Origin of the sequence: Duganella sp. BJB1802 (genome assembly GCF_013369445.1) — a bacterium.
Taxonomy (GTDB): Bacteria; Pseudomonadota; Gammaproteobacteria; order Burkholderiales; family Burkholderiaceae_D; genus Rugamonas; species Rugamonas vulcania_A.
Map to the genome: position 1 here is coordinate 66,179 of NZ_JABWEF010000005.1, position 25,496 is coordinate 91,674.

General features: G+C 68.3%; 30 protein-coding genes. 15 read left to right on the forward strand and 15 right to left on the reverse strand.

The genetic code is table 11. The features are described from left to right. Nucleotides 1–40: 40 nt before the first annotated feature. Complete coding sequence (locus HUX88_RS09845; protein ID WP_176361653.1) at nt 41–2,218, reverse strand: ATP-binding protein; 2,178 nt, start codon at nt 2,216–2,218, stop codon at nt 41–43. Between the two features lie 33 nt (nt 2,219–2,251). After that, nucleotides 2,252–2,902 carry a glycine zipper 2TM domain-containing protein gene (locus HUX88_RS09850; protein ID WP_176361654.1) on the reverse strand — a complete coding sequence of 217 codons (651 nt, stop codon included), beginning with the start codon at nt 2,900–2,902 and terminating at the stop codon, nt 2,252–2,254. Between the two features lie 121 nt (nt 2,903–3,023). Between HUX88_RS09850 and HUX88_RS09855 the strand changes: the two genes are divergently transcribed. After that, nucleotides 3,024–3,773 carry a Crp/Fnr family transcriptional regulator gene (locus HUX88_RS09855; protein ID WP_176361655.1) on the forward strand — a complete coding sequence of 250 codons (750 nt, stop codon included), beginning with the start codon at nt 3,024–3,026 and terminating at the stop codon, nt 3,771–3,773. Nucleotides 3,774–3,776: 3 nt separating this feature from the next. Here HUX88_RS09855 and HUX88_RS09860 read toward each other — a convergent pair whose 3' ends face one another. Both HUX88_RS09860 and HUX88_RS09865 read right to left on the reverse strand, forming a co-directional pair. Further along, a complete protein-coding gene (locus tag HUX88_RS09860; protein ID WP_117010519.1) occupies nt 3,777–3,998 on the reverse strand; it encodes a glycine zipper 2TM domain-containing protein in 222 nt (73 codons plus the stop codon). A gap of 105 nt (nt 3,999–4,103) precedes the next feature. Next, entirely contained in the window at nt 4,104–6,137 is a 2,034-nt protein-coding gene (locus HUX88_RS09865; RefSeq protein WP_176361656.1) for an AsmA family protein, read from the reverse strand. Nucleotides 6,138–6,275: 138 nt separating this feature from the next. Between HUX88_RS09865 and HUX88_RS09870 the strand changes: the two genes are divergently transcribed. The 7 genes from HUX88_RS09870 to HUX88_RS09900 all read left to right on the forward strand — a co-directional run bounded on the left by HUX88_RS09870 (nt 6,276) and on the right by HUX88_RS09900 (nt 10,477). Further along, a complete protein-coding gene (locus tag HUX88_RS09870) occupies nt 6,276–6,665 on the forward strand; it encodes a DUF4398 domain-containing protein (RefSeq protein ID WP_117009644.1) in 390 nt (129 codons plus the stop codon). A 12-nt stretch (nt 6,666–6,677) separates the two neighbouring features. Beyond that, nucleotides 6,678–7,586 (forward strand): OmpA family protein, encoded by a 909-nt coding sequence (locus HUX88_RS09875; RefSeq protein ID WP_176361657.1) that lies wholly within the window; start codon nt 6,678–6,680, stop codon nt 7,584–7,586. An 18-nt stretch (nt 7,587–7,604) separates the two neighbouring features. Further along, entirely contained in the window at nt 7,605–8,132 is a 528-nt protein-coding gene (locus HUX88_RS09880; RefSeq protein WP_176361658.1) for a bacterioferritin, read from the forward strand. 61 nt (nt 8,133–8,193) lie between these two features. Beyond that, nucleotides 8,194–8,496: a YqjD family protein gene (locus tag HUX88_RS09885; RefSeq protein WP_008446875.1), complete on the forward strand. Its 303-nt coding sequence runs from the start codon at nt 8,194–8,196 to the stop codon at nt 8,494–8,496. Nucleotides 8,497–8,514: 18 nt separating this feature from the next. After that, a complete protein-coding gene (locus tag HUX88_RS09890; RefSeq protein ID WP_117009646.1) occupies nt 8,515–8,883 on the forward strand; it encodes a phage holin family protein in 369 nt (122 codons plus the stop codon). A gap of 12 nt (nt 8,884–8,895) precedes the next feature. Then, nucleotides 8,896–9,267, forward strand: coding sequence for a hypothetical protein (locus HUX88_RS09895; protein ID WP_117009647.1), 372 nt, complete (start codon nt 8,896–8,898; stop codon nt 9,265–9,267). A 46-nt stretch (nt 9,268–9,313) separates the two neighbouring features. Next, nucleotides 9,314–10,477, forward strand: coding sequence for a patatin-like phospholipase family protein (locus tag HUX88_RS09900; protein ID WP_117009648.1), 1,164 nt, complete (start codon nt 9,314–9,316; stop codon nt 10,475–10,477). Between the two features lies 1 nt (nt 10,478). Here HUX88_RS09900 and HUX88_RS09905 read toward each other — a convergent pair whose 3' ends face one another. From HUX88_RS09905 to HUX88_RS09915, 3 genes are read right to left on the reverse strand one after another with little or no spacing between them, the layout of a single operon-like run. After that, a complete protein-coding gene (locus HUX88_RS09905; protein WP_176361659.1) occupies nt 10,479–10,817 on the reverse strand; it encodes a hypothetical protein in 339 nt (112 codons plus the stop codon). 17 nt (nt 10,818–10,834) lie between these two features. Beyond that, nucleotides 10,835–10,987, reverse strand: coding sequence for a DUF3309 domain-containing protein (locus HUX88_RS09910; RefSeq protein ID WP_117009650.1), 153 nt, complete (start codon nt 10,985–10,987; stop codon nt 10,835–10,837). Nucleotides 10,988–11,014: 27 nt separating this feature from the next. Further along, entirely contained in the window at nt 11,015–11,464 is a 450-nt protein-coding gene (locus tag HUX88_RS09915; RefSeq protein ID WP_117009651.1) for a glycine zipper 2TM domain-containing protein, read from the reverse strand. Between the two features lie 206 nt (nt 11,465–11,670). On the opposite strand from HUX88_RS09915, the gene HUX88_RS09920 reads away from it, so the two are divergent. The 3 genes from HUX88_RS09920 (at nt 11,671) to HUX88_RS09930 (ending at nt 13,552) form a co-directional block, all read left to right on the forward strand. Beyond that, on the forward strand, nt 11,671–11,982 hold the full coding sequence (locus HUX88_RS09920; protein WP_117009652.1) for a BON domain-containing protein: 312 nt from the start codon (nt 11,671–11,673) through the stop codon (nt 11,980–11,982). A 52-nt stretch (nt 11,983–12,034) separates the two neighbouring features. Further along, a complete protein-coding gene (locus HUX88_RS09925; RefSeq protein ID WP_229213485.1) occupies nt 12,035–13,189 on the forward strand; it encodes an AI-2E family transporter in 1,155 nt (384 codons plus the stop codon). A gap of 75 nt (nt 13,190–13,264) precedes the next feature. Next, complete coding sequence (locus tag HUX88_RS09930) at nt 13,265–13,552, forward strand: hypothetical protein (RefSeq protein ID WP_176361660.1); 288 nt, start codon at nt 13,265–13,267, stop codon at nt 13,550–13,552. On the opposite strand, the gene HUX88_RS09935 is transcribed toward HUX88_RS09930, so the two are convergent. Both HUX88_RS09935 and HUX88_RS09940 read right to left on the reverse strand, forming a co-directional pair. Further along, complete coding sequence (locus tag HUX88_RS09935) at nt 13,549–14,394, reverse strand: YihY/virulence factor BrkB family protein (RefSeq protein ID WP_176361661.1); 846 nt, start codon at nt 14,392–14,394, stop codon at nt 13,549–13,551. The genes HUX88_RS09930 and HUX88_RS09935 overlap by 4 nt on opposite strands. A 38-nt stretch (nt 14,395–14,432) precedes the next feature. Then, nucleotides 14,433–15,473: an OmpA family protein gene (locus HUX88_RS09940; RefSeq protein WP_176361662.1), complete on the reverse strand. Its 1,041-nt coding sequence runs from the start codon at nt 15,471–15,473 to the stop codon at nt 14,433–14,435. Nucleotides 15,474–15,849: 376 nt separating this feature from the next. Here HUX88_RS09940 and HUX88_RS09945 point away from each other — a divergent pair, with 376 nt between their 5' ends. The 3 genes from HUX88_RS09945 (at nt 15,850) to HUX88_RS09955 (ending at nt 18,832) form a co-directional block, all read left to right on the forward strand. Continuing rightward, nucleotides 15,850–16,440 (forward strand): winged helix-turn-helix domain-containing protein, encoded by a 591-nt coding sequence (locus HUX88_RS09945; RefSeq protein ID WP_117009657.1) that lies wholly within the window; start codon nt 15,850–15,852, stop codon nt 16,438–16,440. Nucleotides 16,441–16,559: 119 nt separating this feature from the next. Next, complete coding sequence (locus HUX88_RS09950; RefSeq protein ID WP_176361663.1) at nt 16,560–17,432, forward strand: zinc-dependent peptidase; 873 nt, start codon at nt 16,560–16,562, stop codon at nt 17,430–17,432. 92 nt (nt 17,433–17,524) lie between these two features. Then, entirely contained in the window at nt 17,525–18,832 is a 1,308-nt protein-coding gene (locus tag HUX88_RS09955; protein WP_176361664.1) for an ATP-binding protein, read from the forward strand. On the opposite strand, the gene HUX88_RS09960 is transcribed toward HUX88_RS09955, so the two are convergent. From HUX88_RS09960 to HUX88_RS09985, 6 genes are read right to left on the reverse strand one after another with little or no spacing between them, the layout of a single operon-like run. Further along, nucleotides 18,822–19,313, reverse strand: coding sequence for a response regulator (locus HUX88_RS09960; RefSeq protein ID WP_117009660.1), 492 nt, complete (start codon nt 19,311–19,313; stop codon nt 18,822–18,824). The genes HUX88_RS09955 and HUX88_RS09960 overlap by 11 nt on opposite strands. After that, a complete protein-coding gene (locus HUX88_RS09965) occupies nt 19,310–20,626 on the reverse strand; it encodes an HD domain-containing phosphohydrolase (RefSeq protein ID WP_117009661.1) in 1,317 nt (438 codons plus the stop codon). Before HUX88_RS09965 ends, HUX88_RS09960 begins: the two co-directional genes overlap by 4 nt. Further along, nucleotides 20,623–22,101, reverse strand: coding sequence for an ATP-binding protein (locus HUX88_RS09970; protein WP_176361665.1), 1,479 nt, complete (start codon nt 22,099–22,101; stop codon nt 20,623–20,625). The genes HUX88_RS09965 and HUX88_RS09970 overlap by 4 nt, the downstream gene beginning before the upstream one ends. Beyond that, the gene (locus tag HUX88_RS09975; RefSeq protein WP_176361666.1) at nt 22,098–22,931 is read right to left on the reverse strand and encodes an HDOD domain-containing protein; all 834 of its coding nucleotides are present in this window, start codon (nt 22,929–22,931) and stop codon (nt 22,098–22,100) included. The genes HUX88_RS09970 and HUX88_RS09975 overlap by 4 nt, the downstream gene beginning before the upstream one ends. Then, entirely contained in the window at nt 22,928–23,260 is a 333-nt protein-coding gene (locus HUX88_RS09980) for a hypothetical protein (RefSeq protein ID WP_176361667.1), read from the reverse strand. Before HUX88_RS09980 ends, HUX88_RS09975 begins: the two co-directional genes overlap by 4 nt. After that, on the reverse strand, nt 23,257–24,888 hold the full coding sequence (locus tag HUX88_RS09985; RefSeq protein WP_229219276.1) for an EAL domain-containing protein: 1,632 nt from the start codon (nt 24,886–24,888) through the stop codon (nt 23,257–23,259). Before HUX88_RS09985 ends, HUX88_RS09980 begins: the two co-directional genes overlap by 4 nt. A 242-nt stretch (nt 24,889–25,130) precedes the next feature. On the opposite strand from HUX88_RS09985, the gene HUX88_RS09990 reads away from it, so the two are divergent. Beyond that, on the forward strand, nt 25,131–25,490 hold the full coding sequence (locus HUX88_RS09990; RefSeq protein ID WP_176361668.1) for a hypothetical protein: 360 nt from the start codon (nt 25,131–25,133) through the stop codon (nt 25,488–25,490). Nucleotides 25,491–25,496: the final 6 nt, after the last annotated feature.

Here is a 25,496-nt window from a genome sequence, read left to right on the forward strand (position 1 = left end):
GCGTACTAAGACGAACTCGAACACGCGATGCGGGCGCGGCTCAGGGCGCCTCGCCGGCGATCAGGCGCAGGATGTGCTCGGCGTGCACGGGCTTGACCAGGTGCTGCTCGAAGCCGGCCGCGTCCGCGCGCTCGCGGTCGATCGCCTGGCCGTAGCCGGTCAGCGCGAACAGGCGGCAGGGGTGGCCTTCGAGGCGCTGGCGGATCTTGCCGGCCAACTCGTAGCCGCTCATCGTCGGCAGCCCGATGTCGAGCACGGCGATTTGCGGCAGCACGCTGTCGAGATGGGCGAGCGCGGCCAGCGGCTCGTTGAACACCTGGACGTCATGCCCGTGCAGCTCCAGCAAATTGGCCATCAGACTGACGGCGTCGAGGTTGTCGTCGACCAGCAGGATGCGCTTGCGCTGCGCCGCGCCGGCGGCGGGCTGCGCCGCGTCACGGTCCGGCGCGGCATCGGCCGCCTGCGTCAGGCGCGGCAGGCGCAGGCGGAACTCACTGCCCTGGCCGGGCCCGGCGCTGCGCGCCTCGACCCCGCCGCCGTGCAGGCCCACCAGGTTGTTCACCAGCGCCAGGCCGACGCCCAGTCCGCCGGTGGAGCGGTCGGTGTCGCGCCGGTCCTGGTAGAACAGGTCGAACACATGGGGCAGGGCGTCGGCGGCGATGCCGATGCCGTTGTCCACCACGCTGACATACACGTGCTCGCGGTCGCCGCTGGCGGCCAGGCGGATGTCGCCGCCGGGCGGGGTGTAGCGCGCCGCGTTGGTCAGCAGGTTGGCGATGATCTGCACCAGGCGCACATGGTCGCCGCGCACCGGCAGCGGCCCCTGCACGTCGACGCTGAAGCGGTGCTGGCGATTGTCCAGCAGGGGCGCGACCATTTCCACCGCCTTGTCGATGATCTGCGCCAGGTCCAGCGCCTCCGTCTGGAGCACGATGCTGCCGGTGTTGACGCGCGAGACGTCGAGCAGGTCGTCCACCAGGCGGATCAGGTGCGTGAGCTGGCGGCCGATGATGTCGTGCGCGACGCTGTGGCCGCCCTGGCGGCGGATCACCTCCAGCGCGGTCAGGATCGGCGACAGCGGATTGCGCAGCTCGTGGCCCAGCATGGCGAGGAACTCGTCCTTGGCGCGGCCGCTGGCGGCCAGCTCGGCCATCAGCGCCTCGCGCTCGGCCTGCGCCTCGTCGCGCTGGTGGCGTTCGGTCGCGTCGCGCGTGAAGCAGCGGGTGTAGCGCAGCGCGCCGTCCTCGAAATGGCCGTTCGAGCTGATCAGGACGTGCTTGATGCCGCCGTCCTTGCAGCGCAGGCGCGCCGGCATGTCGCGCACGGTGTCGCCGGCCTTGAGCCGGGCCAGGATGTCGTCGATGACCGGGGCGTCGGCGTGGAAGGCGGCGATGTGGTGGCCGACATATTCCTCCCAGCGGTAGCCGAGCAGGCGCAGCTCCGCCTGGTTGGCCCAGAGGATGGTGCCGTCGGCGCCGACCTGGTGGATGCTCTCGGCGGCGTTTTCGACGAAGTCGGCCAGTTCGCGTTCACGTTGCGCCAGTGCGCTTTCGGCGGCGCGGCGGCGCGCGATCTCGGCGCCGAGCGACAGCGCCTGCTGCTCCAGTTCGAGCAGGCGTTGCTGCGGATTGTGGGACGGCGGCGCCTCGGCCGCGCAGTGGGCGGCGTGGTCGTGCAGCGCGCAGACGTGGCGGAAGGTGTCCGCCATGGCGGCGTTGGGAAACTGGCTCCACGGATAGGCGCAGAACAGCGTGAAGCGGTTGCGCCGGGCCAGCTCGTTCCACAACTCCTCCAGCCGGACGGCGGCGCTGTAGCGGCCGCGCTCGCACAGCAGGGCGACCATTTCGCCGAACGCGTGGATGGTGGCCGAGTCCGCCGCGAGCTCGCGCACCAGCTGGCCGACCGTGGCGTCGAACAGCTTGGCGTCGGGCCAGTCGTCGACCATGAAGGCCGACAGCGTCTGCTCGGCGTCGCGCGTCGCCAGCCGGGCGCCGGGATCGCTTGCGCCCGTCTCGGCCTGCAGGCGGGCCAGGCGCCGCCGCAGCGCCACCAGATGCTCGGCGGTGGCGATGACGATGCTGGCGCCGCCGGCGGCGAGGGCCTGGTGGATGAACGGGGCGACCTCGTCGAGCAGCAGGCTGTCGTCCTTGTAGAACCGGACGAAGTGCGAGGAACCATGGGTGGCAAGGGACAGGGGTGAGGGGTCGAGCTCCGCCATGATGGTCCTTTCGCGGTAGGGGGGGCAGGGACCTTACAGGGAGCGCAGCTGGCCGTTGACGATCTTCACCTGGTCGCCCGAGCGCCATTGCGGTTGGGACGACTGGTGCAGCACGCGTTTCTTGCCATTGTCCAGGCGCACCACGATCTCCCAGCTGTGCGTGGTTTTCATATTGCCTTCGACCTGGTTGCCGGCCACCGCGCCGCCGACCGCGCCGGCCACCGTGGCCAGTTGACGGCCGTGGCCGCTGCCGATCTGGTTGCCCAGCAGGCCGCCCAGGATGGCGCCGCCGGCCGCGCCCACGCCGCTACCCTGGCCGCGGTGCTCGATCGAACGCACCGATTCCACCACGCCGCAGCCGCCGCAGACGGCCGGGGCCTGTTGGGCCACGCGTTCCTGCGGCGCTGCTTGTTCCTGCTGTCGCGGCTGTTGTTGCTCCTGCTGCTGCGTCGGATACGGCGCGGCGTTGCCGGCGTAGCCGGCTGGTGGCGGCGCGCCTTGCTGCTCCTGCGGCGGCACCGACGACAGCTGGCCCGGCATCGGCGCGGCGCCGGGCACGGTGGCGCTGGAGGTCGGCAGCCAGCCCATGATGGCGGCGCTGCCGACGCCGCAGAACAGCACCACCGCGACGGCGGCGATGACCATGATCGGGTGGAGTTTGGGCTTGTTGGTTGGGGTGTCCATGATGTGTCCTGTTGTTGATGTTTAGGGTAATGCACTGCACGCCGGATTTTCCCTGAAGACTAGGTCTGCTTCCGTGCGTCACCGTACATACACGGCAAATCGCAGCCATTACGCTGACCCCATGCATACCCATCCTTCCTTTTTTTCCGACGACGACAGGGCGCCGGCCCGGCCGGCGTTGAACCGCTTGTTGTCCAGCCTGGCCGACGACGACCAGGGCAAGCTGCTGGCGCTGTGCGACACGGTGCGGGTGGCCGTGGGCGAGGTGCTGTATGAACCGGGCCAGGCGATCCGCCATGTGTACTTTCCGGTCGACAGTCTGATCTCGCTGCTGGCGGTGGCCGAGGGCCGCATGACGCTGGAGGTGGGATCGGTGGGGCAGGAAGGCATGATCGGCGCGTCGGTGGCGCTGGGCCACGAACTGGCGCTGGTGCGCGCGGTGGTGCAGCGCGCCGGCCGCGCCAGCCGCATCGCCGTGGCCGACTTCCGCGCCGAGTTCAAGCGCAACGAGGCGCTGCAGCGGCTGCTGTACCGCTATACCGACACCTTGCTGGCGCAGGCGATCCAGATCGCCGTGTGCAGCCGTTTCCATGTGCTGGAGGCGCGCCTGGCGCGCACGCTGCTGATCACGCGCGACCGTCTGCAATCGGAGAAGTTCCACCTGACCCATGAGTTCCTGGCGCATGCGCTGGGCGTGCGGCGGGTGGGCGTGACCAAGGCGGCCAGTGCGCTGCAACAGCAGAAATTGATCACCTACAGCCGCGGCAATATCGAGATCCTCGATTCCACCGGGCTGGAGGCGGCGTCCTGCCGCTGCTATGAGCTGGTCAAGGACAAGGGGGCCATGGGCATGGCCAAGGTGTTCCTGTGAGGCTTAACGGGGCGGCTTGCTGACCTGGTTGCCGATCACGCCGCCGACCGCGGCGCCGCCCACGGTGCCGACCGCGCTGCCGCCGGTCAGCACCGAGCCGGCCACGGCGCCGACGCCGGCGCCGACCGCGGTGTTACGGTCCTGGTTGGACATGCCCGCGCAGGCGCTCAGGCCCAGCGTGGCCGCCACGATGGCGGCGCTCGATACGATGCGTTTGGTATTCATGATGTTCTCCTTGCTGATGGAGGCGCGAGTGGTGACGTGCGCCAATACCGGAAGCGTACGCAGGAATCATGGTTCGCTCCGTTCGGCAGCACACATAGAGGCGTCCTAGCGCCGGGGCGATTTCCCCGGCGGCGGCGCCACCGGCTTGCCGCCCTGCTGCGCCAGCAGCGTGGCGCAGCCGGTGGTCTCGCCGGGACCGGCGTTGATCAGCGGCAGGATGGCCGCCACCGGCGCCACCGCCGCCAGCGCCAGCGCGCCGCCCGCGCGCAGCGCCAGCACGCCCTTGTCGACGCTGACGGCCGGCTCCTTGAAGGTGCCGCGCACGTAGATCGGCGCCCGCAGCGAGATCACCCGCACGCCCTTGGCGTCGGGCCGCAAGGTCAGGTCCATCTTCTCGTTGCCGAGGTTGACGGTGCCGGCGATGTCGATCTTGGCGTCCGAGGTGTCGACCACGAACAGCCGTGAGCGCATCAGGCCGTTGTTGACGCCGAAGTCCGTCACCATGCAGTTGAGCTTGACCTGCTTGTCGCCGACCAGCTTGGTCAGCACGACGTTGCCGATGTTCAGGCCCATCTCCTCCAGCAGCAGCTTGCTGACGCTGCCCTCGTTGATCACGCCCTTCAGTTCGCCGTTGGAGGTGCCCAGCAGGCCGGCCACCGAGTTGCCGGTGGCCGACAGCGAGATGTCGGCGTTGACCTCGCCCACCGTGGCCTGCATCTCCTCGATGCGCGGGAACAGCTGGCGCAGCTTGAGGTGGCGCGCGGCGGCGCTCAGCTCGGCGCCGATGGCGTCGCGGTTGACCGCCGCTGCCGTCCGCCGGCCCCTGGACGTGAAGCGGCCGCCGGCGATGTCGAAGTCCAGCGGCTTGAGCGACAGCACGCCGTCCCGCATGTCGATCACCGTGTCGAGGTTGGCGATCGGCAGGTCCTTGTCGCGCGTGATGCGCAGCGCCTTGAAGCCGACGTCGGCGTCCAGCGCCGTCCAGCGCTCGGTCTTGAACGGCTCGACCGGCAGCACGCGGTCGCCCGGCTGCACCGGCGCCACGCCGCGCGCCTGCTTGCTGGCGTTGGAGTCGGCGCCGATCAGCGGGCCCAGGTCGGAGAACTGCAGCAGCTTCGACTGCACCGCGCCCGTCAGCAGCGGGCGCGGCAGCGACTGGCCGTAGCGGTATTCGAGCTTGCCGGCGATGTCGGAATGGCCGACGCGGCCGGTGAAGCGGTCGTAGATCCAGCGGTTCTCGCGCGCGCCCAGGTGGCCGGTCAGGTGGCCCTCGGTGGCGTAGGCCGGGGTCTCCGGCAGCAGCACGCCGGTCAGCGCGTACAGCCGCGCCATGCTGGGGCCGGACAGCTTGAGGCGCATGTCGAGCGCGGTCAGCGCGGACGGCCGGGTCAGCGTGCCGGTCACGGCGATGCTGTTGCCGCCGACGTTGATGTTGGCCGCCAGCGGGTAGGGCGTGGCCTGCTGCTGCAGCGACAGCACCGCGCCGGCCTTGCCGCCGCCGGTGACGTCCTGCTGGTTCCACTTGCCGCGCAGGGTCCACGCCACGCCGTAGGCCGGGTCGGCGTTGAGGGTGTCGACGTCGGCCACCGCGTCGACCCGCGTCAGCGCGTCGCTGTAGTGCACCGTGCCCTTGTCGAGCACCACGCGCTGCAGGTCCAGCTTCCACGGCGAGGGCTTGTCGGCCGGCTTGAAGGTCCAGTTGTTGGCGCCGTCGGCCTTGCGCTGCAGCCACACCACCGGCGTGTCGAAGCGCAGCACCGGGATGGACAGCTTGTGCTCCAGCAGCGGCAGCAGGTCGATCGCGAACGAGAACCGGCCGACGCTGGCCATCTCGGCCGGCGCCGCCCAGCCGGACGGGTTGCCGACATGGACGTCGCGCGCCACCAGGTGCGGCAGCGGCAGGTAGTCGCGCCAGGTGCGGTCGGCGTCGCCGCGGCCCTGGCGTTCCCAGGTCAGCGACAGCTCGCCGCGGATGGCGAACGGGCGGTCGATGGCCTCGCTGACCTTGTCGTTGAGCCAGGGGCGGGCGCGGTTCCAGTCGTAGTTGAGCAGGACGATCACGGCGATGGCGGGCACGGCGACGAGGACGCCGGCGGCGGCGAGCGCGATGCGGGTGCGGCGGCTGAACGGGGAGGGCATGGCTGGGCCTTTTCTTATTGGAGTGGCGCCATTTTACTAGCCCGGGCCCGATGCGCAATGTGCGGCACCGTACTGAAGCTGCCGCGCCATGGGCCTATAACGTCAACCTGCGATATGAACTTTTAAAGGAGAACAATAATGACGACCATCCATCACCGTTACGCCGGCCTGTGCGCTCTTGCCGCTCTGCTGGGCCTGTCCGCCTGCGCCAGCGACAAGACGCCGGCCACCGCCGACGTCGCCGTTTCGCGCGCCGCCGTCGCCAACGCCACCAGCGCCGGCGCCGCCGACCTGGCCCCGGCCGAGATGCAATCGGCGCGCGAGAAGCTGATGCGCGCCAACCAGGCGCTGGCGGCCAAGGACTACAAGACCGCGCAGGACCTGGCCAACCAGGCCTCGGCCGACGCCCAGCTGGCGCAGAGCAAGGCCAGCTCGACCAAGGCCACCATGGCGGCGGACGAGCTGCAGCAGAGCATCCGCGCGCTGCGTGAAGAACTGAACCGCACCAACGCCACGACCCAACAATAAAGGAACACGATCATGAAAACCCCTCACCACAAAAACCTGCGCCTCCTCCCCGTCGCGTTCGCGCTGGCCGTGATGGTGGCCGCCTGCAGCACCACGCCCACCACCACCAGCCTGCTCGACCAGACCCGCGGCGACTTCATGGCCGCGCAGAGCACGCCATCGGTGGCGGCCAACGCGCCGCTGGAGTTCAAGGCCGCGTCCGACGCGCTGGACCGCGCCAACGCCGCCGCCGCGCAAAAGGAAAGCCTGAACGAGATCGATAAGCTGGCCTACATCGCCAAGCAGAAGATCGCCACCGCGCAGGAAGTGGCCAAGCAGAAGCAGGCCGAGAACGAGATGGCCAACGCCGGCCGCCAGCGCGACGAGATCCGCCTGGAGCAGCGCACCGCCGAGGCCAACCAGGCCAAGTCGCAGGCCAACCTGGCCAAGGCCGATGCCGACGCGGCGCGCGCCCAGGCCGACGCCGCCGCCAACAGCGCGCGCGACGAGGCCGCCAAGAACGCGGCGCTGCAGCAGCAGCTGGCCGACCTGCAGGCCAAGCAGACCGACCGCGGCATCGTCATCACGCTGAACGACGTGTTGTTCAATGTCGACCGCGCCGAACTCAGCGCGGAGGGCATGCGCACCGTGCAGAAGATGGCCGACGTGCTGCTGCAGGAACCGCAAAGCGCGGTGCTGATCGAGGGCTTCACCGACAGCACCGGCAGCGCCGACCACAACCTGCAGCTGTCGCAGCGGCGCGCCGAGTCGGTGCGCAACGCGCTGATCGGCCTGGGCGTCAAGAGCGACAAGATCGCCACGCGCGGCTATGGCGAGGCCTACCCGGTCGCCAGCAACGCCGATGCCGGCAGCCGCCAGTTGAACCGCCGCGTCGAGATCGTGCTGTCGCAGAACGGCGCGCCGATCGCCAACCGCCACTAACCTTGAAGGATGCATATCATGGCTGAATCCACCCCCTCCGGCCTCGACAAGGAAGCCATCCGCGCCGCCGCGCGCAACCTGCAGGACGGCCCGGTCACTGCCGGCTACCAGGGCGACCGCCAGGCCGTCATCAAGATGCTCAACGACGCGCTGGCCACCGAGCTGGTGTGCGTGCTGCGCTACCAGCGCCACTACTACACGGTCACCGGGCGCGACAACGGCCCGATCAAGGCCGAGTTCCTGGAGCACGCCACCCAGGAGCAGGAACACGCCGACTGGCTGGCCGAACGCATCATCCAGCTGAACGGCCAACCTGATTTCAATCCAGCAACATTGCTCGCACGTAGCCATGCCGAGTATGATGCATCTGACGATGTGCAGGCGATGATCAAGGCCAACCTGATCGCCGAGCGCGTCGCCATCGAGTCGTACCGGCAGATGATCGAGCAGATCGGCGCCAGCGATCCGACCACACGTCATTTATTGATCAAGATCATGGCGGTGGAAGAGGAACACGCCGACGATATGCGCGATTTGCTGGGATAATGCATATTTTGCAGTTTGCTGTACAGTTTTCACTTCACACAACCATAACAGGAGCTCCATCATGCTGGAACAAAACATCAGTACCGTGAACAACGACGTGAAAACTCTGGTCAAGGATGCGCAAGCCTTGTTCACCGCCGCCACGGCGCTGACCGGCGAAAAGGCCGAGGAACTGCGCGGCCGCGGCATGCGCGCGCTCGACACGGCACTGGCCAAGGCCCACGAAGCCCAGCAAAGCGCGGTCGCCGCCAGCAAGGAAATGGCCAAGCAGGCCGACGTCTACGTCAAGGAAAACCCATGGCGTTCGATCGCCGCGGCGGCCGGCGTGGGCCTGCTGATCGGCGTGATCATCGGCCGCAAGTAAGCCATCGTGTCCGATGAGATGAACCGTCCGCCCGGCCTGATCGCTTCGCTGGGCAATATCGCCCGCAACAGCATCGGCCTGGTCCTGACCCGGCTGGAGCTGGCCGCGCTGGAATTGTCGCAGGTGCGCAATCACCTGCTGCAGCTGGTGCTGGTGTTCGCGCTGGCGGTGGTGGCGGGCTGCTTCGCGCTGGCCTACGGCACGGTGACCATCGCCTACCTGGCGTGGGACAGCCTGGGCTGGAAGATCCTGCCCATCATCACCGGCGTGTTCCTGCTGATCGCGATCGGCCTGATCCTGTATGCGCGCGGCATGATACGCAGCGGCAAACTGTCGATGCCGGCCACGATGGCCGAACTCAAGTCCGACCGCGACATGCTGTTGTAACCGGGAGAACAGATGAGCAAAGAAGCTGAACGCGCCGCCGTCGAGGCGGACAAGCAGCGTTTGATCCGCGAGGGCGAGCTGTACCGCATCAAGGTGGTGCACGCCAAGGCGCTGGTCGGCAACGCGCTGCAGCCGGACGCCTTGCTGCATGGCGCCGTCGAGCAGGCCATCGGCGTCGCCCAGGCCCGCCTCGGCGGCCTGTTGCAGCCGGGCGGCCTGCGGAACGTCAATTTCAAGGCGCTGCTGCCGTACGCGCTGACGGTGGGCTCGTACATCGCGCGCAAGCGCCTGGTCAAGCCGGCCATGGGCGTGGCGCTGGCCGCCGGCGTGGGCATGGCGTGGCTGTTGCGACGCCAGCCGGCGCCGCAGGACGAGCAGGAATGAACACCCCAACGCCGCAGCCGCGGCGTTTTTTTATCGGAGTCAGCAGATGAGCAAAGCGAAACACGAACTCAATCCCGAGCGCCTGCGCATCGTCCTGGTGTTGCAGGGCGGCGGCGCGCTGGGCGCCTACCAGGCCGGCGTGTTCCAGGCGATGCACGAGCACGGCCTGGCGCCGGACTGGATCGTCGGCACCTCGATCGGCGCGATCAACGCCGCCATCCTGGCCGGCAATCCGCACGAGACGCGCCTGGCCAGGCTCAAGGAGTTCTGGGACGGCGTGGCCCACCGCGACAGCTACGACATGAGCCGCGTTCCGGACGCGCAGCGGCGCTCCAACGTGCTGCTGCAGACCTGGGACACCATCGTGCGCGGCGTGCCGGGCTTCTTCAAGCCGCGCTTCATGAGTTTGTTCCCGACGGGGACGGCGGTCGCGCCCGAGCAGGCCAGCTTCTACGACACCAGCGAGCTGGGCGACACCTTGAACCGCCTGATCGATTTCGACTACCTGAACGCGCCGGGCGGCATGCGGCTGACGGTCAACGCGCTCAAGGTCACCTGCGGCAGCCTGCGCAGCTTCGACAACCGCGAGCTGACGCTGAGCGCCGACCACATCCGCGCCAGCGGCGCGCTGCCGCCGGGCTTCCCGCCGGTACGCATCGACGGCGACCTGTACTGGGACGGCGGCCTGTATTCCAACACGCCGCTGGAGACCGTGCTGGACGACAGCGAGCATGTCGACACGCTGTGCTTCATGGTGGACTTGTGGAACGCCGACGGCCCCGAGCCGACCACGCTGGACGAGGTGCAGACGCGGCAGAAGGACGTGACCTTCGCCTCGCGCTCCAAGCGCCATCTGCAGGACTACGTGGCCACGCACAAGCTCAAGCAGAAGCTGCGCGAGCTGTACGGTGAGTTGCCGGAGCGGGCGCAGTCGGAGCAGGGCAGGGAGGAGCTGGCCGGGCTGGGCGGCGACAGCACGCTGCACGTGGTGCGGCTGGCGTACGCGGGACGCGACTGGAACATGGCGGCCAAGGACATCAACTTCTCCAAGGGCTCGATCGAATGGCGCTGGGACCAGGGCTACCAGGACGCGCTGCGCGCCATCACGGCGGCCGGCTGGCTGAGCTTTGTGACGGAAGACACGCCGCTGGTCGTGCACGAGCTGCCGCCGTTGCGGCAGGCGGTGCACGACCGGGAGCGGGCGGCCTAGCCTAGTGCTGGTGGTTTTCCTCTCGGATCTGCTCGGCCTTGGCCATGTCCTGCCGGTAGGTCGCCTGGGCCTCCTTCATGCAGCTGCGGCGTTCGGCGGCCGGCCCCTGCTTGCAGGCGATGTTGGCCTCGGCCAGCGCGGCGCCGATCTCCTTGCGCAGCGTGCGCAGTTGCGCGGCCGGGCTGGTGTCGTCCTGGTACCAGCGCGCCGGATCGCCCTTGGCGATTTCCGACTTCTGCAGCTGGGCGTTCTGCGGCGGCGTGGTGGTGCTGCCGGCGTGCGCCGCCAACGCGGCGCCGGCCAGCGCCGCGGCGATGATGACTTGTTTAAAGTGAGCCATGATGTCCTCCCGTGTCGTTACAGCCTGCCGGTGAGCAGCATGATCAGCAGGATGACCACCACCAGGCCGGTGATGCCGCTGGGCGCATAGCCCCAGCTGCGGCTGTGCGGCCAGGTGGGCAAGGCGCCGATCAACGCCAGCACCAGAATGATCAGAATGATGGTTCCCATGTCGTGCTCCTCGTGTAAACGTCAGGGTTAATAGCGGTACAAGCGGCCGTCGACCAGGCGCACGCGGTCGCCCGCGCGCAGGTCGTAGACGCTGTCCTGGTTGACGATGCGGTAGTCGCCGTTGTCCATGCGTACGCTGATCTGGTACTGCTCGCGCGGCTGGTTGCGGCCTTCCTCCACCTTGTTGCCGACCACGGCGCCGCCGACCGCGCCGGCCACGGTGGCGGCGGTGCGGCCGCTGCCCGAGCCGACCTGGTTGCCCAGCAAGGCGCCGACCAGGCCGCCCGTGACGGCGCCGGCGCCGCTGGTGCCGGACTTGGCCTGCACGACCTGGATCGAGTCGATGGTGCCGTAGGCCGCGGCGGTGTCCGACGGGTTGACATAGGTGGTCTGCTGCGGCTGGCCGGAACTGGCGCAGCCGCCCAGCGCGGCGCAGGCGGCGATCAGCGCGGCGGCGAGGGTGGTCGAGTGTTTCATGTTGTGCTCCCGAAAAAGTGTGATTCCAGAATAGTCAGCGTGGGGACGGGGGTCTGTGCGCTGACGCACTCAGTCCAGCGGCGTGCGCGCTGTGTACGTTAGCGAACAGAAGTACATGGGGAAGGGGCGTAAAACGGCTGCATCGGTAGCGGACATCCGGTCCTGCTGGCTGACAAACCACTGTTTCACACCCCAAGGAGAATGCCATGAAAATCGCACATAAAATCGCCACCGCCCTGTTCACCGTATCGCTGCTGGCCACGGCCGGCTGCGCATCGACCTCGACCAAGGAGGGCACGGGCGAGTATGTCGACGATTCCGTCATCACCACCAAGGTCAAGGCCAGCATCTTCAACGAGCCCAGCCTGAAATCCACCGAGATCAACGTGGAGACCTTCAAAGGCACGGTGCAGCTGAGCGGCTTCGTGGCCCAGCCCGAGGACATCGCCAAGGCCGGCGAAGTGGCGCGCGGCGTCAAGGGCGTGACCGCCGTCAAGAACGACATCCGCGTCAAGTAAGCATCACCCGCCGGGCGGCCTGCGCCGCGCCGGCGGTTCCCTGTGAGCCATCATGAACCTGCCACCTGCCGGACTTCCCCGCATTGACCCCGTGGCCGCCGATGGCGATCCCCCACGCATTCCCCTGCACGTCCACGCCCGCGGCCTCGCGCTCGGCGTCATCGCCACCGTGGCCTTCGTCTACGCGCTGCAATGGTCGCGCAACTTCCTCGTGCCGCTGCTGCTCGGCATCCTGATCACCTACATGCTCAGCCCCATCGTGTGCTGGCTGGAGCGCCTGCGCGTGCCGCGCGCGCTCGGCGCCACGCTGATCACCGCCGCCATCCTCGGCGGCGCCTTCGTCGTGATCGACAAGGTGCAGGGCGAGTTCGAAGCCATCGTCGAGGAGCTGCCCACCGTCACCCACAAACTGTCGCGCCTGATGGCCGAGCGCATGCATGGCGGGCCCAGCACGCTGCAGCGCATCCAGGCCGTGGCCACCGAATTGCAGCAGGCCACCGCCGGCGCCCAGGAGCGGCGCGCCGCGCGCAAGGCCGCGCCGGCGCCCGACAGCGGCGCCCTGCCGGTGATGGACTGGCTGTGGGCCGGCTCGATGGGCGTGATGGGTTTTCTGAGCCAGGCGACCATGGTGATCTTCCTGGTGTTCTTCCTGCTGCTGTCGGGCGACACCTTCAAGCGCAAGCTGGTCAAGCTGACCGGGCCGTCGCTGAGCAAGAAGAAGATCACCGTGCACATCCTGGAGGACATCAACTCGTCGATTCAGAAATACATGCTGATGCTGCTGGTCACCAACGTGCTGCTGGCGCTGCTGATGTGGGTGGCGCTGCGCTGGATCGGCCTGGAGAACGCCGGCGCCTGGGCCATCGTGGCCGGGCTGCTGCACGTGATGCCGTACTTCGGCCCCTTGCTGATCACGCTGGCGACCGGCGCGGTCGCCTTCCTGCAATTCGAGTCGCTGCAGATGAGCGCGCTGGTGATGGGCGCCTCGCTGGGCATCGCCACCCTGGTCGGCACCGTGGTGGCGACCTGGATGACCGGGCGCTTCGCCCGCATGAACGCGGCGGCGGTGTTCGTCAGCCTGCTGTTCTGGGGCTGGCTGTGGGGCGTGTCCGGCCTGCTGCTGGGCGTGCCGCTGATCGTCATCGTCAAGGTGGTGGCCGAGCGCGTCGAGGGCATGGAAGTGGTGGCGGAGTTGCTGGGCGAATAGGCTGCAGATGGGACTTGTTTCTATCCTGCGGACGGCTAACATAAGCAGTAGTACAGACACCTTGAGGAGCAAGCCATGAGTCCAGAGCATGACCGCCGCCGGCGGCCGGAGACGTCGGATACCGCAGGTTGGCACTCATTGGAATTCATCGTGCGCCACGCGCTGGAAGTGCAGCGCGACATCGGCACGGCCAGCGCGGTGCAGTTCCTGCAAGGCATAGGCATCAATCCGCAGGTGATCGAGCGCGTGCTGGCGCCGGACGCCAAGGTGCGCGAGGCGGACCAGCAGGCGCTGGCCGCGTCGCTGCCGGTGGCCGACCTGCCGGTGGCCACGCCGCGCGCCTACCTGCGCCGGCCGGTCTAGTTGCGCAGGCTGCCCAGCTGCAGCGCGTACTGGCGCGCGAACTCGGCGCCGAGGAAGAAGATCTGCGCCGAGTAGTACACCCACAGCAGCAGCGCGATCAGCGAGCCGGCCGCGCCGAAGCTGCTGGTGACGCCGCTGTTGCCGATGTAGGCGCCGATCAGGTATTTCCCCAGCGTGAACAGCGCGGCCGTGCCCAGCGCGCCTATCGTCACGTCGTGCCAGGACAGCTTCACGCGCGGCAGCAGCTTGAAGATCACGCCGAACAGGGCGGCGATGACGAGGTAGCCGATGACGAAGTTGAGGCCCGTGAGCACCCGGCCGGCATCGCGCCAGTAGGCATCCCACAGGTTTTCCAGCACGGTCAGCGCGGCGCTGACCACCAGCGACACCATCAGCAAAAAAGCCAGCACCAGGATCATGCCGAAGGAGAGCAGGCGGGTGCGGACCGCGTCCCACGCGCCGCCGTGGACCAGCGGCGGCACTTGCCAGATATCGTCCAGGCTGGCCTTGAGCTCGGCAAACACGCTGGTCGCGCCGAACAGCAGCAGGGCGCCGGCTGCCAGGGTGGCGAGGCGGCCTTCCTCCTTGTTGCGGGCGCCGGCCAGCACCAGTTGCACCGCCTCCGCGCCCTGCGCGCCGACCAGGCCGCGCAACTCCTCGAACAGCTGGCCGCGCGCCGCCTGCGGCCCGTAGAACCAGCCGGCGATGGCCAGCACCAGCACCAGGATGGGCGCCATCGAGAACAGCGTGTAGAACGCCAGCGCCGCGCCCTTGCTGCTGGCGCGGTGTTCCAGCCATTCGGTGACGGTGCATTTCAGCACCGAGCCCAGGTTGCGTTTCATAAGAAAAAAACCCCGCCGGGGCGGGGTCGTCTTTCAGCTTATTGCACGCGCCGTTCGATGGTGATCTGTTCGACCTCGACCCGGCGGTTCGGTTCCAGGCACTTGATCAGGTCCGCGCGCTTCTTGTTGTTGCAAGTGACGACGGGATTGGCCTTGCCCTTGCCCACGGCGCTCAGGCGGTTGGCGGCCACGCCCTTGCCGACCAGGTAGTCCTTGACCGCGTTGGCGCGGCGCTCGGACAGCTTGAGGTTGTACTTGTCGCTGCCCAGCCGGTCCGCGTAGCCGGAGATGACCACGTTGTCGATGCCGGGATTGGTGTTGAGCACGTTGGCGATGTCGTCCAGCTTGGGCTGGTTCGGGCCCAGCTTGGCGCTGTCGAAGCCGAACAGCTCGGTGGCCGACATGGTCACCTTCTCGAACTTCGCCGGTGGCGGCGGTGGCGGTGGCGCCGGCTGCGGCGGTGGCGGAGGAGGCTCGGCCGCGACCGGTGGTGGCGGCGGCGCCGGCGGCGCGGCTTTCGGCGGCGCGTTGAAGGCGATGTTCAGGCCGATCGTTGCATAGTAGTTATTGCTCTTGCTGTTGGGGAACTCGCTGCCACGGATGAAGCCGTGCACGTCGCGCAGGTCGGCCTGGAAGGCGACCTGGTCGCTGATGTCGGCCTGGAAGCCCAGGCCGGCGCTCAGGTAGGGCGAGGTCTTGCTGCGTTCGCCGAAGGCGTTCAGGTTGGCCTTGTCGCGCTCGGCGCCGACGCCGATCAGCAGGAAGGGCCGGAAGGATTTACGCGAGAACATGTACAAGCCGTCCACCCCCAGCGTGTTCTGCTGGTAGCGCTGGCCGTTTTCACGGGAGCGGGCGTAGGTGGTGCCGAGTTGCAGGTCCCAGTCCTGGTTGAGGGCCTTGCCGAACTTGAGGCCGGCGCCGTAGCCGCGCTTGTCCACGCCGAAGTCCGAATCGGGCTTCATGGCGTTCAGGCTGGGCTGGATATACCACGATGGATTGACGACCGCATCCTGTGCCAGGGCGGAAAACGACGCGCATAACGCTGCGGCGGCGAGGGCGATTTTCTTAGATTTATTCAAAATGAACTCCCGATAAGTGATGAGTGTGCTGCTGCAACAGCAATGTTGAGTGTCGCTGTTCGACCGGAGATTAAGCAGTTTGGTGCAGCTCTTCCGTGCGTTAGCGTACGAAGGCTTGCGCTGTATCAAATTCATCACACTTCTTGAAACTTAAATAAAACCGTCTTGTCACAGCTTAAGTGCCCAGTATTTTCGCTAATGTTCGTTGCCGCACAGACCAATGCGCTGCGAAAAGGCATTCTTGAGTCAGATGCAGAGACCGTAGCGAGATGCCAGCCGCCCGCCACGCCATCCGCTGCCACTAATCTCGGCAATTGTTATAAGGAGTGATCCCATGCATGCAGTTAGACAACCTCAACATCTGGTCCAGAACGAGATGAAAGCCTCGCCGGAAATGCATACCACCACGGCCAAGCTGATGCTGGTGGAGCGTCCCGCCCCGGCGCCCCTGGACCGGAAGCCAGCGCTGTCGATGGCTTCCATCGAGCGCGTCCGCTCGACCTCGGCCACGCTGCGCCGCATCGAAAACATGCAAAAGCTGATCGGCGAATTGCAGCTGCACGAGATGCTGGCCGACGAAATCGCCTGGTTCCTCAAATTCTCGCCGTCCGGCGCCCGCAAATACATCCGCGACCTGCGCGAGGCCGGCGTGATCGAGCTGGCCCGCTACGTCGAGGGCACGGCCACCTACCTGGGCAAGGCCGTCTACCAGCTCACGCCGGATCCCGAGCGCGTCAGCGCCTTCCTGGCCGCCATCGTCCAGCCCAAGCGCGAAGGCGCGCCGCCGCGCAAGGAGCGTCCGGGCCTGCGCGAACAGGCGATGGCCGGCAGCGGCCGCCATTTCCACATCCTGGCCGACGACACGCATTACGCGATCCGCGTCAACCGCGGCCCGGTGATGCGCGATCCGCTGGTGGCCGCGCTGTTCGGCTCGGCGCCGTCGATGCAGAAGGAAGAAACCGTCTGACCGCCGCGCACGGCGTATGATGAGACAGCCGGGTCACGCCCGGCTGTTTGCATATTGAAATGTCGGCAAGGCGCCCCACCTAGCCCTGACTGGACATACATCATACGGACGCGCGGCACATGGAAGCTTTGACCTGGATCGGCCTGACGGCGCTGCTGATAGCGCTGCCTTTCTACTACCCGCGCTGGCGCCTGCGCCGGGTGCTGGCGCAGCCGCTGCCGGCCGAGGCGGTGGCCGTCCTGCAGCGCAACATCCCGGTCTACCTGCGCATGGACGCCGGCCTGCGGCAGCAGCTGCAGCGGCTGGTCGTGCAGTTCCTGCACCAGAAAAAATTCATCGGCTGCGAGGGGCTGGAGGTCACCGACGAGATGGCCGTCACCATCGCCGGCCAGGCCTGCCTGCTGCTGCTGAACCGGCCCACCAAGGTCTATCCGGCGCTGCACACCATCCTGGTTTACCCCGGCGCCTTCGTGGCGCGCCGCGCCGAGGTCGGGCCGGGCGGGGTGGTCACGCCGGGCCACCAGAGCATGCTGGGCGAATCCTGGGACGACGGCCGCGTGATCCTGTCGTGGGACGACGTGCGGCGCGGCGCGGTCGACTGGACGGACGGCCACAACATCGTGCTGCACGAGTTCGCCCACCAGCTCGACAGCGAATCGGGCCGCGCCAACGGCGCCCCGTACCTCGGCAACCCGGCCAGCTACCGCGAATGGTCGGAGGTGCTGGAGCGCGATTTCCAGCATCTGCGCCACAGCGCCATGTACCGCCAGCACAGCGTGATGGACCACTACGGCGCCACCAATCCGGCCGAATTCTTCGCCGTCGCCACCGAAACCTTCTTCGAGAAGCCCTACCAGATGGCCGAGCACCACGCCGAGCTGTTCGCCGAGTTCCTCAAATACTACCGGGTCGATCCGCGCGCGTGGATGTCGCCGCCGCCGCTGCCGCCGCCCGAGCCGTCGTATGACTGGACGCCACACTGGTCGCACTGATTACCTTCCGCGCGGGAACTAGGGCATAATCGAAACACACCGCGCATGGACCGCACAGTGCGCGTGACAGACGCCGTCGCGAGGCTATCACTATGCAATTCGAGGAATTCGACTTTTCTTCCGACACCGCCGCGCCCCGTGCCGCGCCGGTGGCCGAGGCGGCATCGCCCCTGGTGCGCCTGCAGTACCTGGTCGACAACACGCCGGCCATCATCTACTGCACCGTGCCCAGCGGCGACTTCAAGATGACCTTCGTCAGCAACAACGCCTTGAACGTGCTGGGCTACCGGCCCGAGCAGATGGTGGCCGACCCCAACTTCTGGTTCGACCACATCCATCCCGACGACGCGCCCAACATCTTCTCCAGCCTGGCGCTGGTGTTCAGCGAGGGCCAGCGCGCCTATGAATACCGCTTCCGCATCAGCGACGGCAGCTACCTGTGGATGCACGACACGCTGCGCCTGATCCGCGACGAGCACGGCGTGCCGCTGGAGGTGATCGGCTCGCTGACCGACATCACCGAGCGCAAGCGCATGGAGGAGGCGCTGCAGGCCAAGGGCGTCGAGCAGCAGGCGCTGATCGGCGAGCTGCGCAACGCCCACGAGCAGCTGCTGCAGTCGGAAAAGATGGCGTCGATCGGCCAGCTGGCGGCCGGCATCGCGCACGAGATCAACAACCCGGTCGGCTTCGTCAACTCCAACATGGGCTCGCTGAAGAACTACGTCGGCACCCTGCTGAGCGTGATCGAGCGCTACGAGCAGGTGGCCGCGCCGCACCCGGCGCTGGCGGCCCAGCTGGCCACGCTGCGCGAGCAGGCCGACCTGGAATTCCTCAAGGAGGATGTGACCGACCTGGTGCGCGAGTCGATGGACGGCCTCAAGCGCGTCAAGGACATCGTGCAGGCGCTCAAGGATTTCTCGCACGTGGGCGAGACCGAGTGGCAGGTGGCCGACCTGCACCACGGCCTGGACAGCACGCTCAACATCGTCGCCAACGAGATCAAGTACAAGGCCAAGGTCGAGAAGCACTACGGCGTGCTGCCGCCGGTCACCTGCCTGGCCTCGCAGCTGAACCAAGTGTTCATGAACCTGCTGGTCAACGCCGCGCACGCGCTGCGCGAGACGGGCGTGATCACGATCCGCACCGGCGCGGCCGACGGCTGGGTGTGGATCGAGGTGGGCGACAACGGCTGCGGCATCGCGCCGGAAAACCTGCACCGCATCTTCGAACCCTTCTTCACGACCAAGCCGGTCGGCAGCGGCACCGGGCTGGGCTTGTCGCTGTCGTACGGCATCGTCAACCGCCACGGCGGCCGCATCGAGGTGGCCTCGGTGGTGGGCCAGGGCACGCGCTTCACCGTGCACCTGCCGGTGCAGCCGGCCCAGGCGGCTACAGGATAACCGCGCCGTCGTCGTCGCGCTTGACGTCCAAGAGGCCCGGCTCCTCGGCCTCCAGCCGCCGCGCCTCCAGCTCCTGCGGCGTGGGCGGCGGCGCCGCCAGCGCGGCGCGCTGGGCCAGCGCCAGCCGTACATTCTGCTCCAGTTCGGCGGCATCCCAGGGCTTGCTCATGAAGCGGAACGCCTGCGCCTGGTTGATCGCGCTGAGCACGGTGTTGTATTCGGTCGAGGCGCTGAGCATGATGCGCACCGTGTCCGGCGCCACGTCCTTGAGCGCCTGCAGCAGCTCGCCGCCGGTCATCTGCGGCATGTGGTAGTCGCAGATCACCAGGTCGAAATCGCAATAGCAGATGCGCTTGAGCGCCTCGTAGGGATCGGTGCAGGTCTCGATCTGCGGCGGCGCGTCGCGCAGCATCTGCAGCAGCGCGCGCTGCAGCGCGTTGAGGACGTTGACCTCGTCGTCCACCAGCAGGATCTTGCTCATGCGTCCCCCTTGGGATTGCGCACCCAGATCGCCAGCCGGGCGCCGCTCTTGGTCTCGAAGTCCTGCACCTGCTGGATCATGCGCGCGTCCAGCACGTGGTCGACCGACAGCAGCATCAAGCCGTCGCGGCTGATCAGGTCGCGCGCCAGCGTCATGCCCGGCAGCAGTTCGCCCGACAGCACCTCGACCCCGGCGCCGGCGTCGGCGCCGCCGTCGACGATCTGGCGGAAGGCCGCCACCACGTTGGGATCGTAGCGCTTGCCGCTGGCGTCGAGGATCAGCGACTTGGCCTCCTCCGGCCGCAGGTGGCGCTGCACCATCGCGCCCTGCTGCAGGTTGTAGTAGTCGGCCGCCAGCGCCAGGATGCGCGCGCCCAGCGGAATCGCCAGGCCGGCCAGGCCGTCCGGGAAGCCATTGCCGTCGAAGCGCTCGAGCTGGCCGCGCAGGATGGCGGCGCTGCCGCGCAGGTCCTCCAGCGGCATCAACAGTTCGGCGGCGCGCTGCGGATGCTTGCGGAACAGGCCCAGCGATTCGCCGTGCAGCATGGTCAGCGGGGTCTGCAGCAGCTCGTCGGAAAAGCCGATCTTGCCGATGTCGTGCAGCAGCGCGGCGATGAAGATTTCCTGGGTCTCGCGCGCGTCCAGTTCCAGCCGCACGGCCAGCTGGCGCGCCAGCTCGGCCACCAGGCGCGCGTGGCCGGGCCGGTTGTGCGCGCGCAGCTCGATCATGCTGGAGAAGATCTTGATGGTGGTGACGAAGTTCCGCTTGAGCTTGTTGTTGGCGGCGGCGGTGGCGTCGTGCTCGGCGCGCAGCTGGCGCGTGCGCGCCTCGACCTTGGCCTCCAGGCTCTGGTTGAGCGCCTTGAGCTCCTCGTTCTGGCGCAGCGTCAGCGCCTCCAGCCGCAGCTTCTCCTGCTCCAGCTGGCGCCGCTCCAGCGCGTGGCGCACCACCAGCAGCATGTCGCCGTCTTCCCACGGCTTGGTGATGTAGCGGTAGATCTCGCCGCAGTTGATGGCGTCCTGGATCGACTGGATGTCCGAATAGCCGGTCAGCAGCAGGCGCATGGTGTCGGGCCAGCGCGCCCGCACCTGGGCCAGGAACTGGGCGCCGTTCATCTCCGGCATGCGCATGTCGGAGATCACCAGGTCGACCTGTTCCTTCTCCAGCACCTCCAGTCCCAGCGCGCCGCTCTCGGCGATCAGCACGCGGTAGCCGGCCGGGCGGAACAGGCGGCGCAGCGAGGACAGGATGTTGGGCTCGTCGTCCACGAACAGCAGCGTGGCGGCCGGGGCCGGCGCCAGTGCGGCGTTCATGGCGCCACCCCGGCGGCCGCCTCGGGCTGGTGGATCGGCAGGTGCACGCGGAAGCGGGTGCCCTTGCCCAGCTCGGTGTCGACCTCGATGCGGCCGCCGTGCTTCTGCACGATGCCGTAGGCCAGCGACAGTCCCAGCCCGGTGCCCTTGCCGACCGCCTTGGTGGTGAAGAAGGGGTCGAAGATGCGCGACAGCGTGTCCGGCGCGATGCCGCTGCCGTTGTCGGCCACGTCGATCCACACCTCCTCGCCGTCGGTGCCGGTGCGCACGACGATGCGGCCGCGCTGCTCGCCGATGGCGTGGGCGGCGTTGACCACCAGGTTCATCACCACCTGGTTGATCTGCAGCGGCAGGCACTGGATGTCGGGGATGTCGCCGTATTCCTTGACCACCTCGGCCTTGTACTTGACCTCGTTGCCGACGATGTTGAGGGTGGAGTCGATGCCCCGGTGCAGATTGGCCCACACCCAGTCCTGGTTGGCGTCCACGCGCGAGAAGTCCTTCAGGTCCTGGACGATGTGGCGCACCCGCACGATGCCCTCGCGCGATTCGGCCATCAGCGACGGGATGTCCTCGCGCAGGAAGGCGAGGTCGATCTGTTCGCGCCGCGCGCGCAGGGCGGCGGCGGCGGCGGGGTCGCCGATGCCGGCCTCGGCCTGCTGGTAGGCGTCGAGCATCTCGAACAGCTGGTCCAGATAGGTTTGCAAGGTGGTGAAGTTGGAGAAGATGTAGCCGATCGGGTTGTTGATCTCGTGCGCCACGCCGGCCGCCAACTGGCCGATCGAGGCCAGCTTGTCGGCCTGCACCAGCTGCTGCTGGGCGCGCGACAGTTGGCTGTTCAGCTCGGTCAACTCCAGGTTGCTGCGCCGCAGCTCGGCCTCGGCCAGGTGGCGCTGGCGGATGTCCTCCTGCAGCTGCTCGTTCATGTCGGCCAGCTGGGCGGTGCGCTTCTCGACCACGCTTTCCAGGTTGTCGTGGGCGCGCCGCAGCGCGTTCTCGGCCACGCGCCGCTCGGTGACGTCGCGCAGCGTCTCGATGGCGCCGACGATGCGGCCCTGGTGGTCGCGCAGCGGCGCGGCCGTGAAGTGCAGCCAGTGGCCGCTGGCGCCGATGTTGGGGAAGAAGTCCTCGGCCTCGTAGGCGCCGGGGATCAGCGACGAGGCCTGGTACCTGCCGGGGTAGTGCAGCTCCAGCAGGCGGTCGTCGCCGGCCACGATCAGGTCGGCCAGCACCGGGCGCGGCTTGGGATAGAAGGCTTGCCAGTGGTTGCTGGTGCCGACCATGGCCTGCTTGCTCCAGCCCAGCAGGTGTTCGCAGGCGCGGTTCCAGTGCGTGATCACGTGCCGGGTGTCGATGGCGAAGGTGGCCACCGGATGGCCGTCGAAGAATTCGGACAGCGCGACGCCGTCGTGCGCCGTGCCCTCCGGCGGCGTGGGGGCGGGTGCGATGGGTGTGGAGGGGGCGGCGGCGGTCATGGAGTCAGCATCTGGCACATGGTTTCGAACAATTGCTCGCTCTCGGCGAAGACGGCGGCCCAGGCGGCCTCGCCCAGGCCCAGCGACTGCCAGGCGGCCAGCGACAGCGGCGGCACCTGGTCGTCCTCCTGGCCCGACAGGTCGAGCGCGTGGGCCAGGATGTTGGCCGCGTAGATCACGGTCGACAGCGTGGCCGGGCCGGTCTCGGCGGGATGGTGGTGGTCGGCCACGGCGGCCTGGATGGCCTCCGGGAATTTCCAGTGCCTGGCCAGCGCGCTGCCGACGCTGGCGTGGTCGATGCCGAACACGGCCATCTGGGCCGGCGCGGCCGGGCAGTCGTGCTGGCGGCGGTGGGCGGTCACGCGGCGGTAGTCGCCCGGGAAGCGGGTGGCCAGCACCAGCGTGCCCAGGTCGTGCAGCAGGCCGGCGGTGAAGGCGGTGTCCGGGTTGACCCGCACGTGCGGCGCTAGCACGCGCGCGCACACGGCGCTGGCGATCGAGTGGCGCCAGAAGGCCTGGAAGTCGAACTCGCTGCCGGGCACGGGCGCGAAGCTGGCCGTCACCGAGCAGGCCGTCACCAGCGTGCGGATGGCGTGGAAGCCCAGCACCGACACCGCCTGCTGGATCGTGGTGACCTTGGCCGGCATGCCGTAGAACGAGGAGTTGGCCAGCCGCAGCGTCTTGGCGGTGAGCGCCTGGTCGAGCGTGATCTTGGCGGCCAGCGCGTGGGTGTCGATGTCGTCCTGCTGCATGGTGGCCAGCAGTTCGCTGACCACCGCCGGCAGCGACGGCAGGTCGCGCACGGCCTTGATGATGTCGTCGGCGTTCATGGTTGCGGGCCCTCGCGGTAGGCGCGCAGCTGGGCCAGCAGCACGGCGCCGCCGTCGCTGCCGGCGCTGTGGCGGAACAGGCGCTCGAGCCGCGCCAGCTGCTGCGCGCGGGCCCGCGCCAGCGCGGCCGGTTCGCCCGGCTCGGCCGCGGCCCAGACCACGCAGCGCTCGATGCCGCGCCGGCGCAGCGAGGTCAGCGTGGCGGCGGTCAGCGTGGCGTCCTGCGGCAGCAGCACGCCGCCGTGGGCGTCGAGCAGCGCGGCGGCCAGGACCATGCCCTCGGCCGCCTGCTGCAGGTCGATTTCATTGGGGGTGGGGGTGTTGCTCATCTGTCGGCCTCCACGGTGCTCAGGGTGATCAGGCTGCCGCGCGACGCCGAGTGCTCGCCCATCGGGTAGCACATCACGGTGTAGCGCTGGCCGTCGATGTCGGCCAGGTGGTGGTGCGGCAGGCCGCCGTCCGACCCGGCCGGAAACAGTTCGGGCAGCACGGCGCTGGCCTCGTTGCCCAGCAGGCCGCCGCTGTGGCGGAACAGGCCGGCGGCGGCGCCGTTGATGAAGGCGATCATGCCGCTGTCGTCCATGCCGATCACCGGCAGCGGCAGGTGCTGCAGCAGTTCGCGCGCCACGCTCAGGCTGATCTCGTCGCGGCTGATCTGGCGCTGCTTCTCCAGCAGCAGCTGCTCCATGCGGCGGTTGGCCGCGGCCAGCTCCTGGTTGGCGCTGCGCACCTCCAGGTGCAGGCGCAGGTTGTCGTCGGCGATCTCCTTGACGCGGAAGGCCTCGGCGATGTGGCCGCGCAGCTGCTCGTCCTCCCACGGCTTGGTCAGGAACTTGTAGATCGCGCCCTCGTTGACGGCGTCGGTCACCGACTGCAGCTCGGTGTAGCCGGAGAGCATGATGCGGATGGTGTCGGGCGCCAGTTCGCGCGCCTTGCGCAGGAAGTCGGCGCCCAGCATGCCGGGCATGCGCTGGTCGGAGACGATCACGTCGACCGGCTGCTGGGCCAGCAGCGCCAGGCCCTGCGGGCCGTCGCCGGCGGTGAAGATCTGGTACTGGTCGGCGCGCAGCAGGCGCTTGAGCGCGGCCAGGATGTTGGGCTCGTCGTCCACCAGCAGCAGCCGGCGCGGCGGCCGGTGCATGCGCAGCAGGTGGGCCGGCAGCGTGCGGTCGCTGGCCAGCAGCTGGTGCAGCTCGGCGGAGTCGAGCGGCGGCGCGAAGAAATAGCCCTGGATCTGGTCGCACATGTTGCGGCGCAGGAAGTCGCACTGGCTTTCCGTCTCCACGCCCTCGGCCACCACCTTCATGCCCAGGTTGTGGCCCATGGCGATGATGCTCTTGGCCATGGCGGCGTCGTGGCTGTCGTGGACCACGTTGCGGATGTAGTCGGCGTCGATCTTGATGGCGTCGAAGGGGTAGCGCTTCAGGCTGCTGAGCGAGCCGTGGCCGGTGCCGAAGTCGTCCAGCGTCAGGCTCAGGCCGCGCGCCTTGAAGCCGGCCAGCACGTCGTCGCAGCCGTCGCCGGCCTCGGTCAGCGCGGTCTCGGTGATCTCCAGCGTCAGCGTGCCGGGGTCGATGGCGCACTCGTCGAGCATGGCGGCCACCGCGGCGCCGAAGGCCGGGTCGCGGAACTGGCTGGGCGAGACATTGATCGCCACCCGCAGGCCGTTCTGGCCGCCGCGCCGCCAGGCCTGCAGGTCGGCGCAGGCGCGCCGCAGCACCCACAGGCCGATGGCGGCCGTCATGCCGGCGGCGTCGGCCTGCGGCAGGAAGGCGTGGGCCGCCAGCAATCCTTGATCTGGATGCTGCCAGCGCACCAGCGCCTCCAGGCTGATCACCGCGCCGCTTTGCAGGTCCACCAGCGGCTGGTAGAGCAGGCGCAGCTGGTCCTGCGCCAGCGCCTGTTCCAGCGCGGCGGTCATCGCCGGGAGATCCTTCGTTTGCGGGGCTGCTTGCATGGGCGCCTAGCGAAATGATAGCTGGTGGATATCGGAAACCCTGAATCGATTATACGGCCTCGCCAGGGGCGTTGCCGCACGTGCGGTGTTTTTTTTCCACCCAGCACGTTGCCGGGCTTGCGCCGCGTTGTTGCTTATCGGAGACTATGCTTGCGCGGCCAAACTTTTCGGGCAGGATAGTCGCTACAATCAAAACACCTGGCAGCGGTCGGACTAACGCGTTGTAATGGGGAGATGCGGCAATGGCAAACGCATGGGTAATGCTCACTCGTCCAGACGGCCGCGACGTGGCGGCGCCGTCCGAGGCGCAGATGGCGGCGGCCCTGGCCGACGTCTACAGCGGCAAGACCGCCGCGCCCGACGGCGGCCCCGGCAGCGCCGTGCTGCGTTTCGGCTACGACGACGGCCTGATGTACGAGGTCGAGGTGTCCACCGGCGGCGGCGTGCGCTTTGCGGAATGGTCGGACCGCGATTGCGAGATCGCGCTGGCCGGCCCGCGCGTGATGACGCTGGCCCAGGCCGACGCGCTGCAGCTGTGGCGCCTGCTGGCGCAGCGCCAGGTGGCCAAGATCCGCAGCCAGCCCTGGCAGGACGCCAACTGACGCCGG